The following is a 12,942-nucleotide window of genomic DNA, read 5'->3' on the forward strand; positions in this document are numbered from 1 at the left end:
TGTCATGAATAAAATTAGCTATACACTCAGTGCGGTCGCACTTGCTTTGGTGCTCAGCGGTTGTAGCCAGCCAAATGCACAGGAAGGGCAGCAACAGCCGCCACCGCTGACCATTGATGTGGCACAGGTCAAAATGGCCCCGGTGCAGTCGTGGCATACCTTTACCACGCGTTTGCAAGCGCCGGAGCGGGTGGTGCTTAAGCCTCGCGTATCTGGTCAGGTAGAGCAGATGACATTCAAAGAAGGTGAAAGAATTGAAAAGGGCCAGACGTTGTTCAGACTCGACCCACGCCCGTTTGAAGTGCAGGTTGAAACCCTAGACGCACAGCTGGTCAGTGCTGATGCGGCTTTAATGCAAGCTAAAAGCGAAGCACGCCGTGCCAAACAGCTGGTGGCTGAAAAAGCCATGTCAACCGAGCTTGCCGAGCAGCGTGCAGCGACATTGCGCCAGGCACAGGCCAATCGCGATGCTATCGCCGCACAGCTGAAAAAAGCGCGCCTTGATCTGGAGTTCAGTCAGGTTGAAGCGCCGATCAGTGGCGTGATTTCGCGTGCTATCGTAACCAAAGGTAATTATGTGAGCGCCGGAGAAACCACGCTGGCAACCATAGTGTCAGATCAGCAGATCTATGCTTACTTTGATGTCGACGAGCGCACCTGGAGTGACAAGTTTGCCGGTGTTGATGCCACCGATGCGGTAACCGTGCAATTACAGCGTATCAATGGTGGGGCATCGGTGCCTGGCGTGGTTGATTTTATCGATAACGAAATTAACCCCAATACGGGCACTTTAGGGGTCCGCGCAGTGTTTGATGCACAGCAACATGGCCTGAAACCAGGTGCCTTTGCGCGCATCTCTTTGGGCTCGGCTGATGCAGCAACCATGCCTTTGGTGCCTGAGCGTGCCATTGGAACGGATCTGAAAAACCGCTTTGTACTCACGGTCGATGCCAATAACACGCTGCAATACCGCCTGGTCGAGCTGGGTGAGCGCTACGGTGCATTCCGTGCGATTAAATCAGGGCTGGAAGCGGGCGATAAAGTCGCTGCCAATGGTCCTGCACGTGTTGGTCCGGGCATGCCTATCACCCCAAACATGGTGACGCTGAACCTGGATGATACCCGTCTTGTGATTGCACAGCGCGACACTCAGCTGAGCGCTGCAAACTAAGAGGCCATTATGAACTTTTCTCACTTTTTTATCAGCAGGCCGATTTTTGCGGCCATGCTCTCGCTGGTGTTTGTGATCACCGGCGCTATCTCGTTGTTTCAGTTGCCGGTCAGCGAATACCCGGAAGTGGTGCCGCCTACAGTAGTGGTTAACGCCAGTTACCCGGGTGCGAACCCCAAAGTAATCGGTCAGACCGTTGCAACGCCGCTTGAGCAGGAGCTCAATGGCCTGGAAAACATGCTGTACCATTCATCGCAGGCAACCAGCGATGGCCGTCTTACCCTGACTGTGACCTTTGCTTTGGGCACAGACTTGGATCAGGCCCAGGTTCAGGTGCAAAACCGGGTGAACAATGCCTTGCCACGCCTTCCTCAGGAAGTACAACGCCTGGGTGTGACGGCACAAAAATCGTCGCCTAACCTGGCACTGGTGGTGCATCTAGTGTCTCCGGATGGTCAGCAGGATACCTCTTACATGGCCAACTATGCCGACATCTATATTAAAGATGAGCTGAAGCGTTTGCCGGAAGTGGGCGACCTGCAACTGTTTGGTGGTGCCAAATACTCTATGCGTGTGTGGCTAAACCCCGATGCACTGGCAGCCCGTAACCTGACAGCAGGTGATGTGATCAATGCGTTACGTGCGCAAAACCAGCAGGTTGCCGCGGGTTCTTTGGGTGCTCAGCCTTCACCGGATGAGAACCAGTTTCAGGTATTATTGAATGTAAAAGGCCGCTTAACTCAGATTGATGAATTTGAGCAGGTGATCATCAAAGTGGGCGAGCAGGGCCAGATCACACGCTTGCAGGACATTGCGCGTGTTGAACTGGGCCAGGAAAACTATGCGCTGCGCGCTATGCTGGACAACCAGCCTGCGCTGGCGATGCCGGTATTCCAGCGTCCCGGTTCTAATGCCATTGCCTTGTCTGACAACGTACGTGCGACAATGGCGCGTCTGGCAAAAGACTTTCCGGCAGGCATGACCTATGAAATTGCTTATGATCCTACCGTATTCGTACGTGGCTCAATTGATGCCGTTATCCAGACGTTACTGGAAGCCATTTTGCTGGTAGTTGTGGTTGTGGTGGTGTTCCTGCAAACCTGGCGCGCGTCTATCATTCCTTTAATTGCCGTGCCGGTGTCACTGATTGGTACTTTTGCCATCATGCAGATGCTGGGTGTGTCGATTAATACGCTGTCTTTGTTTGGTCTGGTACTGGCCATCGGTATTGTGGTGGATGACGCCATTGTGGTGGTCGAAAACGTTGAGCGTAATATTGCCGACGGCTACAGCCCGTTTGAGGCCACTAAAATTGCCATGACTGAAGTAACCGGGCCGATTATTGCCATTGCCTTTGTATTGTGTGCGGTGTTTATTCCAACGGCCTTTATTACCGGACTGTCGGGCCAGTTTTACAAGCAATTTGCCCTGACGATCACCATTTCAACTTTGATCTCGGCCTTTAACTCACTGACCTTATCGCCTGCGCTTTCGGCCTTGTTGTTAAAGTCGCATGATGCGCCTAAAGATGGCCTGACCCGCGTGCTTGACAAACTGTTTGGCACCTGGTTATTCAAACCCTTCAACCGTATGTTCGACAAAGGTGCGCAGGGTTACGAGAAGCTGGTACAAAAACTGATCCGCATGAGTGTGGTTGTGGGTGTGGTGTACTTAGCGCTGGTGGGTTCAACCGTAGGTTTGTTCAACTCAGTGCCAGGTGGCTTTATTCCTCAGCAGGATAAGCAATACCTGGTTGCGGTAGCGCAACTACCGGATGCGGCCAGTCTGGACAGAACCGAAGCCGTGGTCAAACAAATGCAGGCAATTGCGCTGGAAGTACCTGGTGTAGCACACACCGTGGCGTTCCCGGGCTTGTCGGTGAATGGGTTTACCAACAGTACCAACAGCGGCATTGTGTTTACGCCACTGGCTGATTTCTCTGAGCGTCAGGATCCCAGCCTGTCTGCCCATGCGATTGCGATGCAGCTGAACATGCGATTTGCTGAAATTGATGAAGCCTTTGTTGCAGTGTTCCCACCGCCGCCAATTCTTGGCCTGGGTACCACAGGTGGCTTTAAATTACAGCTTCAGGACAGAGGTAATAAAGGGTTTGAAGCCTTGTTTGCAGCGCTTCAGAATACCATTGGTCAGGCGCAACAACATCCGGCACTGACGGGTCTGTACTCCAGCTTCCGTATTCAGGTGCCACAAATGGACATTAACGTTGACCGTGAGCAGGCACTATTGCAGGGCATCCCGCTGGATGAAGTGTTCAATGCACTACAGATTTACCTGGGCTCTGTGTATGTGAATGACTTTAACCTGTTTGGCCGCACTTATCAGGTCAAGGCGCAGGCCGATGCTGAGTTTCGTGCTAAGCAATCGCAGATCAACAACCTGAAAGTACGTAACGCCGCCGGCAACATGGTGCCGCTGGGCTCCGTAGTTACGGTGACACCCACCACAGGTCCGGATCGGGTGATGCACTATAACGGGTATATGACCGCAGAACTGAACGGCAGCCCGGCGCCGGGGTACAGCTCAGATCAGGCCAAAGAAGCGATTGAATCGGTACTGGCTGAGAGTTTACCGGAAGGGATCAGCTATGAATGGACTGAGGTAACCTATCAGCAAATTCTGGCGGGCAATACCATGGTGTATGTGTTCCCTCTGGTAGTGGTACTGGTCTTTATGGTGCTGGCAGCCCAATACGAGAGCCTGCGTTTACCACTGGCCATTATATTGATAGTACCAATGACGATATTCTCTGCGCTGGCAGGTGTGTATATGCTGGGCGGTGACAATAATATCTTCACCCAGATTGCGCTGATTGTACTGGTGGCACTGGCCTCGAAGAATGCCATTCTGATGGTCGAGTTTGCCCGCGATAAGCATAAATCCGGTGCAACGCATCTGGAAGCCATTATGGAAGCGTGTCGTTTACGACTGCGTCCTATCCTGATGACCTCGATTGCGTTCACAGCCGGTGTGGTCCCTCTGGTACTGGCGTCAGGCGCAGGTGCAGAGATGCGTCAGGCAATGGGTAATGCGGTGTTCTTTGGTATGATTGGGGTAACGGTATTTGGCTTGCTATTCACGCCCGTGTTCTATCGCTTACTTACCCTGAACGACAGCGCGAAGGAAGGTTTGCAAGACAGCGCAAACGAGCCTGTGATTGAAAAATAGCCGTTAACAGGATTTAAACACCTGTCACAATATTGAGTTGTTTGACAGAGACCAAGATGGTTTAATAGCAACAATTGCGAAGTTTTGCCCATAATCGGAAAGTTAAAGTTATGGGCAATCTGGCCTCAAAAGGGTCGAAAAGTGGAGAAAACCACCATGTCAGTCGAAAAAACCACCATGCGAGCACTGGAGCTGCGTCAATGTGGCGCTGAGTTTGACTTAGCGATGGCAGAGCACGCCATGCCAGTGCCGGGAGATAACGAGTTACTGGTTGCCATAGATTATGTGGCCCTGAATCACCTGGACGCACGGATGGCGAAAGACGGATTTTGCCAGTGGCAATACCCGCACATTTTGGGACTGGATGCCGTCGGCACTGTGGTCTCAGCTGCTAAAGGGGTATTTCCCCCTAAAGGCAGTCGGGTATTGTTTAATGCCAGTCTGGCAGAGCAGGGGATGCTGAAAGAATACGCGGTTGTACCCAGCCACGCGGTGTCGGAAGTACCCGATGGCATGAGTGGCGAAGTGGCGGTGTCATTACCCAACGCGGGCATGGCGGCACTGCTGGCTTTGGATAAAATGCAGGTGCAGGACGGCGACTCGCTGGCCATCAACAGCGCACAAGGCGCCGTGGCCCACTTTGCCGTGCAATACGCCAAACAGCGCGGTGCTCAGGTGTTTGCCTTTGCACAGAAAGAGCATCACAAAAGACTGAGTAAGCTCGGTGCAGACTGGGTATTCGACTGCGAGTCGGAGTCGGTATGTGAGCAGATCAAACGAGAAATGGGACCGGGTGGCTTTGACTGTATTTTAAATACACAAGGCGGCGACTCCTTTTTGGATGACCTGCGTCACTTGCGGTTTTGCGGTCGCATTGCCTGCCTCAATGGCTTTGGCACCATTCCCGAAGAGCTGCTGTTTGAGAAAGCGCCCAACATTGGCGTGGTCTCAGTCGCCGGCGCCTGGATGGCCAACAGCCTGTGCGCCCAGCAGCACCTGTGCTTTATGGGCCGCCAGTTACTTGATGACGTCAGCAACGGCCGCATCAAAGCACCTGAGGTCAAACTGCTCGACTTTAGCGTCGACACCGTGCGCGATGCACTAAGCTGCTTGCTTGGGAAAACCTGCCAGCAACGCCCGGTGATCCGCATTACACGCGATTAATCCGAAACGATATTTATGAGTTACAAAGCCCGGCCTGATGGTCGGGCTTTTTTGTTTGTTGTCCGAGCATGTTTTTACGCTGCATTTTGCAAGGGGAAGTAAGCCATGCTGTGTTGAGATCGCAACACCTTGCCAAATAGGAAAAAAGTGGGTCTAATAATACGCATAAAAAACGTTGTTCAGGCAGGGAATGAGTCACGTTGTAACGGTTTAAGTCACAAACGGTTCAGAATAGAAGTTACTCATCAAAAGCAAACCCCCATAGCATAGACCACACCAGCCGGATACGGCGTGCAGGTAGCGGCCCAGTTCAACAAACGATCATGCGCACGCATGAATACTAAAGCGTTATGTTTTTGAGGAATATCTGTTACATGGAGTATCGAAAATGAGTTTAACAACTGACTTGGTCACATCAATTAAAGGTGTTGTCCCTGCATTACTGAAACCAGTATCGACAGTTATTGTTCCCTTTCTTCCTGATAAATTACTTTCACAGTACTTAAATGGGAAAATGTCGCTTTCTTCATTAAAGAACAATGAAGAGCTTTTCCTAAAGATCAATGCCGATCTTGGAAAGAAACTCCAAGAGGTACAAGTCAAAGCTGTCGATGAAAGTGATCCGTTTTCGAGTATACAACTTGCTGAAAGCGCAAGGCTAATTGAAAACTATATAAGGTATATAGAAACGATCAGATTGTCTTTATCGCACATAAAGAGCCCAGTAGAAGAGAGCGTACCCAACATTGAAGATTCCATTGCTGGAATTGAAGAAAACGAAAATGACGAAGGATATGGTGGTGAACCTTTTGAAAATGAAGAAAGCTCACCCACTTGGTATGACATATTTCGTGAAATCGCAATGCGTAAGTGTGAGGGTTGGCGGCGCGATTTACTCGCAAGATGTGTAGCATTAGAAGCGGAAGAGCCAGGGTCGGTCACATTAAAAACCTTATGGAATATAGGTATACTTGAAACACATTCATTTTTATCGTTGAGTTTGTTTTTCGATAGCTCTGTTTATCTCGATGATTACCCAGTAATATTTTTAGATAGGGATGACTTGATGAAAACTGTGCGAGTTTCGAATGGGGAATCGGAAGGGGTGCTTATACAAGTTCTAACAGGCCTAATTGATGACGGCCTTTTGTCTTTTGGTGAGTTTGAGTTGTCAACAGATGAGGACGTATCAGTCGTTTCTCAAAGTTCACATATGATGCTAAATAATGATCAAAATTCAACAGAAAACAATACGTACGTTAGGCTTGAAGGTTATACATGCACCGACATTGGACTCGAATTATGTAAACTGTATGAACCTTCGTTCAATGAAGTGTCTGAATTAAACATGCAATGTTTGGCTGACTTAGTGCAAGATGCTGAAGGAATTGGCCTGTATAAAAAGTAAACATAATAAACCCATCAATCCGACGCCCTTCCGTCGCGTTTTTTGGGCTCGGCGCGAGCGCCAGTATAGCCCAAAATTCGCTTTGGTTGGTTGCGGGTTATGGGGGGGTTATGTTTTAGTCAGGAAATAGGCGACACTCACCTAAAACGGTATGCTTTTGTTACCCTGAACTGACATGCAGTAAAGGATCCAATAACCTTGTATAACCAAGTTGAACCTGCTTATAGTGGTCTGCTAATTGAAAATATGGAAACCTTAATGTGTTGCCAAGCGGGTTTATGAGAATACGGCACTATGGATTCCTGGCAAACGCGTGCAGAGTCAAGAAACTCGTGATAATACGCAAGCAATGTGGCAGCGAGGTAAGGAGGTTGACAACCGAGGGTAACGAAGCGCTTTGTACAAGTCCACCAAGCTGGCCGTGCAAGTGTTGCCAAACCGGGCGAGTGTACTTGATGTCGGTGTTGCTGGTTGAGAGGAGTAAGGGGCGCGAAGATAGCTGGCGAGAAGGAAAAGCAGAGCGAACGAGATAGCGCCCCGACGTGGTTGCCTGACAAATGAATATAGCGGTGAAGCGACTTTGCGAATGCAACATGCAAGGGGGAGTAAGACATGCAGTGTCGAAATCACAACACCTTGCCAAATAGGAAAAAAGTGGGTCTAATAATACGCATAAATAGCGTTGTTCAGGCAGGGAATGAGTCAGGTTGTAACGGTTTAAGTCACAAACGGTTCAGAACAGAAGTTACTCATCAAAAGCAAATTCCCATAGCATAAACCACACCAGCCGGATACGGCGTGCAGGTAGCGGCCCAGTTCAACAAACGATTATGCGTACTGCGTACGCATGAATACTAAAGCGTTATCTTTAAAAAGGGGAAAGTCATGAGAGAAGTTCGAACATTAGAAGACTTACGAGAGTACCTAGCTAGTAAGTATGATACTGAGTGGGAACACATATCAGTTGAAGAGAAATTGGAAAAGCAAGCCGAAATTTTATGTCGGTTTGAGTTAAGTTCAGAGGAATATAATTATGCTGCTCCTCTGACATTAGCATTGGAAGATCAGTCTGCAAAGAAAACTATAATTAACACGAGTAAAGCAAAAGAAATTTTGGTTAAGAGGAAGTAGTTGATGTCGTTCAATATGGATATAGGTACTTTTATCATCGCTGCAGTTGGGGCTTGGATTGCATACAGTCAATTGAAGAAGATAAATGTGCAGATTGGTATAGCAGTTGAGAATCAGAAGACGGATTCATTAAAAATTGTTCTCGAGATTGAGACGCAAATGAATTCAAGAAAGCTTGAATTTGATAAGGCTGCAAAGTCAGTTAGGGAAGCAAAAAATAAGGGCACATTAGATGAAGATGCTCTAGAGATACTAGGTGACTACTTTAATGCTACTAAAGAAAGTTATTTTAATGCGCTTGATCGGCTGTGTTATTGCATTGAAAAAGATTATATAAGCGATAAAGATTGGCGGACAGAGTATAGAAACTTAGTACATGACATTATATCTTCATATGAAGAGGATTTTGGGGAAGCATCTCCGTATAATAATATCAAGAAAACAAATAAAAAATGGCAGCAGTCATAGGACTGAAATTAAAAGATAACAAGTCAAATCACTCGGACGCAGCAAGCTGCGCCGGTGTTTGAAGCGTTAGCATCTTAGCGAGTATCTTTTAGAGCACAGTGAAAATAGATTATATCTAGTAGTATCAGGAAATAATAAAAATCGACTAAATTTATAGGATATAAAAATATGGATCAAATCATTCAGCTCCTATCGATAATAGGAATGTTTTTTCTAAGTTATGTAGGGCTAAGGGCATTTGGAAAACCCACAACGAAACTACTATTTGATCCAGAAGAAAAACGACAATGGAATACGCTTCTTAAGTCTAATTTTGGTAACTGGTTAACGGGTACCAATATTGTTGGGACTTTAACTTCATTTGCAACAGTATTAGTATTTTTTCTTGGTAATGCAAAAGTGTTTGGTATATGGGTTCTGATTTGTAGCGTATCAATTTTCTTAGGCGGATATGTCACAAACTACTTCACTGGAAAGATATCTGAATTAAAAAGAGTTAAGTGCCTCCTGTCATCATCAAGTCAAACGGGTGGTGTCCTCGCGTCTTTATGTTGGGAAAACACAAAAGATGGAAAGCTAAGTTCTATTCTAGTTAAGTACATCAGTATGACAGGAATAGCTGCTGTAATTTGGCTTGAGTTTGCTTTGTTTTCTGATATTGGTGGGCAGCTGTTTGGTTTTTCCGAAATATGGATGAAATCGATAATATTAGCTTTTTCAAGCTTTGCGGTAATATTTTTTGTTCTAAGGTATGGCATAAGAGGGTTTGCCTTTACAGATATATTTCAAACCCCAATTATCGCTCTCTGTGCCTTTCTCTTAGTTTGCGGTTCTATTTGGTTGGCGTTAAATTCTAGCGTTTCATTTGATAGTAGTCTCATTGCCCCAATTGTAGATGCAAAAACAATCACCCTATTCGTGATACATGTACTATTTCTTAACGCATTTCTAGTATTAGCTACTGAACCACATTGGCTTCGCTTATGGGTATTTCAGGAGAAGGAAACAAAAACCCAAATCGCATCAACATTTTCAACAGCGATTATATGGGCTGTATTAGTTGGAATTGGTTTTATTGGAAGTTCGCTTGCTCAGGGAGAAGTAGGTCCTGGTGTAATAGTCACTTTAGTTACCCAATTATCTAATATATCACCAGTCTTTTTAATCATTTTTTGGTTCGCAGCAGTAGCGGCACTTTTCACTACCTGTGATGCACAGTCTTATTCTTGGCTTGTAGTTAAAAACTATGACACTAATACAGGAAGCCTCCAAGAGTACAATTTGGAAAAATCTAAGCCTTTTTTGTATGCCTTAATTTCTGCTATTGTATTTACGGCTGCATATTTCGTACTAAGAACATATGAAATACCATTTGAAAAGCTGGTTTTTCTCATCATCCCGTTCGCGCTAAATACTTTACCTGCAATTGTACAACTTGCTTTTCATCGCCAGCCTACGCCATATCTAATAATTATTAGTGTAATATTTTTTATATTGTTTGCTGCTGGAGGATTCATTCAGCCAAATAATGAATTACTATGGACGCTTGTAGCAGCTCTTGTTCCAGTTGTAATTTCTGTAGTTTCACCATTTATTGGAAAAAAGATGGGGAATGAAGAATGAATACAAAAGGACAAGATATTATAAATCTCATTATTAGTTTAGGTTCCTTGATTAGTATGTTTATGGGAGTATTAAGCACGTTCTGTGCAATAGCAGTTTGTATTCTGTCCATTTCTTTTTTTATTTACCATAAAATCCCTTGGGCACATAAGAATTGGAAGAAAGAAACAATATCTGATTCAGTAGCAACATTTTATAACTTTTCAAAAGTGTTTCACACCATAGTTGTTTTTACTCTAACTCTGATGATATTTGCATCAATATTAGTGGGCTTTGCCATTAAGTCTGGGCCAAATATAATCTCTACTCAAGCAGCTAATGAAGTTTGGAATAGCAACAACTGGAATACGAGTTTAATAAATTCATCAACTATTCCTAAGGAACTCCAAAAAGCTAAAAAAGATGATCAGCCATATGCGGTCATGATGGACGATATCGAACTTAAAGCAGCTCCATTAAGGACAACTCTATCAGTCTTGGCTGATAAGTTAACCTATGTGTTTCTCCAAATACTAGGAGGAATATTTTTTGTGACATCCGTTATTGTTTTTGTCTTATATCCTACTGAGCAATTAGCAGAAGCTAGAACTAAGCGAGAAGGCTGTTAATATGACTGTGCATGCGTTGTTTCCTATAAGCGTTTCAAATAGGCAATTTTCTACAGAAAGAGTCACTAGTGCACTAAGCCGTCTACCAAAACGAGTGAATCAGATTACGTTTCTCATTGCTGATTGGCTTCAGCTATATAACAGAGCTAGAGATAGGTCTTCGTTTGATGATATTGGTTCAGTTATAAGAGATTATAATGATAGAAATAATGATTTTGTAAATCGCCAAAGGTGGATATCAAATTTTTTGGAGTCATATCCTAATATTTTAAGTGCTTCTACTAAGATAATTGGAATGGAGCATTGCTTTGATGCGCTGTATGCAAATACGTTTAGAAATATAAATATTCTGAGATCTGTAGATGAAGAATTTAGTAGAGATGTGTCAGATGCAGCACAGTTGTTCTTAGGGAATAGCCGAAAAAAAGACAATAAAGCTGCAATTAGTTTGTCTGAGCAGTACATATTAGAAGAGATAGCACTGAATATTCGCCTTCGTGTAAAAGAATTAATTGATGAAGAATACTACATGGGTAAATTTCATTTGCCCATGCTTAAAGTTTACGCTGGAGAATATTCAGCTTCAGTTCAAGATTTGCTTGGTGGCGAAATTCAACATCAAATGCAATTTAAGTTTTATTCTCTTGAAAATAGTGAGTGGAAACTTTGTAGCGAATAAAGATGCTAACAATGGCAATAAACACGGACATTTTTCCGCAGAAGAAATAGGCGACACCCACCTGAAAATGGCGTACTTTTTCTACACTAAAGAACTTCGCCTTTGAATGAGTGTCGCCAGCACGTGAAATAGCCGACATATATGGACGCTCCAGCGATGTCAAGCCGAGAAGGCCTGCGAGATAGCGAATTTTCGTTATCTCGTTCTCTATTTTACCCGCTTTGCCATGTCTGATGTTTGGTCCAGTCCGCTATAAAATGTGTTGCTCTGACATATATCCGGGCTTAACTGATTGTTCAGCGCCCCAAATGAGTTCCGAGCCTGCACACCCTAAAATTAATACACCCACTCGGTCTGTAATGACCGTGCCTTCGTCGGGTTTTGCACAGGCAGGGTTGGACCTTTTTTCATCGTACTTTGGCAAACAGATAAGCGGTTGTCAGTGGCTCACTACACCCACACGGGTTCAGTGACCCTTGTCTGCTCCGAGCTCACCTGACAACCTAACCCTTGATTCATTGTGTCGCCCCCGATTGTGTATATTGAGGCTGATAAGGCTCATTTTTCTGTAGTAATATCCACATCAACCGTAAGCGTGCGGCGAACTACACCTAGAGGCTAACATGCCAGGGCAGTAAACTGTCGATATCGCACTGTGGCTGAGCTAATTCGTTTAAGCAATGCATCACATAGTCGAATGGGGTGTGGCCGTTTGCTCTGGCTGTTTCGATCACGCTGTAGAGGATTGCGCTACTCTCTGCCCCACTTGTGGTGAAGCTAAACAGCCAGTTCTTTCGCCCTATAACGAACGGTTTGATAGCCCGCTCTGCCCGGTTGTTGTCTATCTTTAGGGAGAAATACAAGCGACACCCACCTAAAAATGGCGCACTTTTGATGTGGAGCCTACGCTTAGAACACGCTCAAAGGATTGAGGACAATGGACTATGCCAACTGCAAGGAAGAAGCAGGTTAGCTTAAGCGATACCAAGTATTGTCACTGTATTTCTAGGTGTGTACGTCGGGCGTTTTTATGCGGCGAAGACCGCTTCACAGGCCGTTCATATGAGCATCGGCGAGATTGGGTAGAAGAAAAGCTACTAACGCTGGCAAAAGTGTTTTGCATTGAGGTATGTGGCTACGCGGTCATGAGTAACCATACGCATATCGTGGTGTATGTCGATGATAATAAAGCTGCCAGGTTGACGAATAAGGCCATAGTTCTTCGTTGGCACAAGTTGGGAAACAAGCGACACCCACCTAAAAATGGCGCACTTTTGCTATGCCGTCTACGCTTAGAGCACGCTCAAAGGATTGAGGAAAATGGACTATGCCAACAGCAAGGAAGAAGCAGGTTAGCTTAACCGATACCAAATATTATCACTGTATTTCCCGGTGTGTACGTCGGGCGTTTTTATGCGGCGAAGACCGCTTCACAGGCCGTTCATATGAGCATCGGCGAGACTGGGTAGAGGAAAAACTACTGACGCTGGCAAAAGTGTTTTGC

9 protein-coding genes and 3 pseudogenes are annotated in these 12,942 nt (G+C 45.6%); 11 read left to right on the top strand and 1 reads right to left on the bottom strand.

Going from position 1 to position 12,942, the window contains the following annotated elements; genetic code table 11:
- Nucleotides 1–4: 4 nt before the first annotated feature.
- The 9 genes from TW77_RS18210 (at nucleotide 5) to TW77_RS18250 (ending at nucleotide 11,438) form a co-directional block, all read left to right on the top strand.
- Nucleotides 5–1,171 carry an efflux RND transporter periplasmic adaptor subunit gene (locus tag TW77_RS18210; RefSeq protein ID WP_046006407.1) on the top strand — a complete coding sequence of 389 codons (1,167 nt, stop codon included), beginning with the start codon at nucleotides 5–7 and terminating at the stop codon, nucleotides 1,169–1,171.
- A 9-nt stretch (nucleotides 1,172–1,180) separates the two neighbouring features.
- Nucleotides 1,181–4,357 (top strand): efflux RND transporter permease subunit, encoded by a 3,177-nt coding sequence (locus TW77_RS18215; RefSeq protein ID WP_046006408.1) that lies wholly within the window; start codon nucleotides 1,181–1,183, stop codon nucleotides 4,355–4,357.
- A 156-nt stretch (nucleotides 4,358–4,513) separates the two neighbouring features.
- Entirely contained in the window at nucleotides 4,514–5,521 is a 1,008-nt protein-coding gene (locus TW77_RS18220) for a zinc-binding dehydrogenase (protein WP_046006417.1), read from the top strand.
- 388 nt (nucleotides 5,522–5,909) lie between these two features.
- On the top strand, nucleotides 5,910–6,929 hold the full coding sequence (locus tag TW77_RS18225; RefSeq protein ID WP_046006409.1) for a DUF2806 domain-containing protein: 1,020 nt from the start codon (nucleotides 5,910–5,912) through the stop codon (nucleotides 6,927–6,929).
- A gap of 885 nt (nucleotides 6,930–7,814) precedes the next feature.
- Nucleotides 7,815–8,060, top strand: coding sequence for a hypothetical protein (locus TW77_RS18230; protein ID WP_046006410.1), 246 nt, complete (start codon nucleotides 7,815–7,817; stop codon nucleotides 8,058–8,060).
- 3 nt (nucleotides 8,061–8,063) lie between these two features.
- Nucleotides 8,064–8,528 carry a hypothetical protein gene (locus TW77_RS18235; protein WP_046006411.1) on the top strand — a complete coding sequence of 155 codons (465 nt, stop codon included), beginning with the start codon at nucleotides 8,064–8,066 and terminating at the stop codon, nucleotides 8,526–8,528.
- 168 nt (nucleotides 8,529–8,696) lie between these two features.
- Nucleotides 8,697–10,151 carry a hypothetical protein gene (locus TW77_RS18240; protein WP_046006412.1) on the top strand — a complete coding sequence of 485 codons (1,455 nt, stop codon included), beginning with the start codon at nucleotides 8,697–8,699 and terminating at the stop codon, nucleotides 10,149–10,151.
- The gene (locus TW77_RS18245; protein WP_046006413.1) at nucleotides 10,148–10,759 is read left to right on the top strand and encodes a hypothetical protein; all 612 of its coding nucleotides are present in this window, start codon (nucleotides 10,148–10,150) and stop codon (nucleotides 10,757–10,759) included. Before TW77_RS18240 ends, TW77_RS18245 begins: the two co-directional genes overlap by 4 nt.
- A gap of 1 nt (nucleotide 10,760) precedes the next feature.
- Nucleotides 10,761–11,438: a hypothetical protein gene (locus TW77_RS18250; protein WP_046006414.1), complete on the top strand. Its 678-nt coding sequence runs from the start codon at nucleotides 10,761–10,763 to the stop codon at nucleotides 11,436–11,438.
- Nucleotides 11,439–12,049: 611 nt separating this feature from the next.
- Here the strand turns inward: TW77_RS18250 and TW77_RS24870 are convergent.
- Nucleotides 12,050–12,289, bottom strand: a pseudogene (locus TW77_RS24870) (transposase domain-containing protein); the annotation flags it as partial.
- Nucleotides 12,290–12,382: 93 nt separating this feature from the next.
- On the opposite strand from TW77_RS24870, the pseudogene TW77_RS24875 reads away from it, so the two are divergent.
- Both TW77_RS24875 and TW77_RS24880 read left to right on the top strand, forming a co-directional pair.
- A pseudogene (locus TW77_RS24875) lies at nucleotides 12,383–12,676 on the top strand (transposase); the annotation flags it as partial.
- A gap of 89 nt (nucleotides 12,677–12,765) precedes the next feature.
- Nucleotides 12,766–12,942, top strand: a pseudogene (locus TW77_RS24880) (transposase); the annotation flags it as partial.

Source organism: Pseudoalteromonas rubra (genome assembly GCF_000967655.1).
GTDB classification, from domain to species: Bacteria; Pseudomonadota; Gammaproteobacteria; order Enterobacterales; family Alteromonadaceae; genus Pseudoalteromonas; species Pseudoalteromonas rubra_A.

What these genes read in the sequence shown, in the direction of transcription:
- TW77_RS18210 (WP_046006407.1), top strand. Translation starts at nt 5, where the DNA reads ATGAATAAAATTAGCTATACACTCAGTGCGGTCGCACTTGCTTTGGTG.
- TW77_RS18215 (WP_046006408.1), top strand. Translation starts at nt 1,181, where the DNA reads ATGAACTTTTCTCACTTTTTTATCAGCAGGCCGATTTTTGCGGCCATG.
- TW77_RS18220 (WP_046006417.1), top strand. Translation starts at nt 4,514, where the DNA reads ATGTCAGTCGAAAAAACCACCATGCGAGCACTGGAGCTGCGTCAATGT.
- TW77_RS18225 (WP_046006409.1), top strand. Translation starts at nt 5,910, where the DNA reads ATGAGTTTAACAACTGACTTGGTCACATCAATTAAAGGTGTTGTCCCT.
- TW77_RS18230 (WP_046006410.1), top strand. Translation starts at nt 7,815, where the DNA reads ATGAGAGAAGTTCGAACATTAGAAGACTTACGAGAGTACCTAGCTAGT.
- TW77_RS18235 (WP_046006411.1), top strand. Translation starts at nt 8,064, where the DNA reads ATGTCGTTCAATATGGATATAGGTACTTTTATCATCGCTGCAGTTGGG.
- TW77_RS18240 (WP_046006412.1), top strand. Translation starts at nt 8,697, where the DNA reads ATGGATCAAATCATTCAGCTCCTATCGATAATAGGAATGTTTTTTCTA.
- TW77_RS18245 (WP_046006413.1), top strand. Translation starts at nt 10,148, where the DNA reads ATGAATACAAAAGGACAAGATATTATAAATCTCATTATTAGTTTAGGT.
- TW77_RS18250 (WP_046006414.1), top strand. Translation starts at nt 10,761, where the DNA reads ATGACTGTGCATGCGTTGTTTCCTATAAGCGTTTCAAATAGGCAATTT.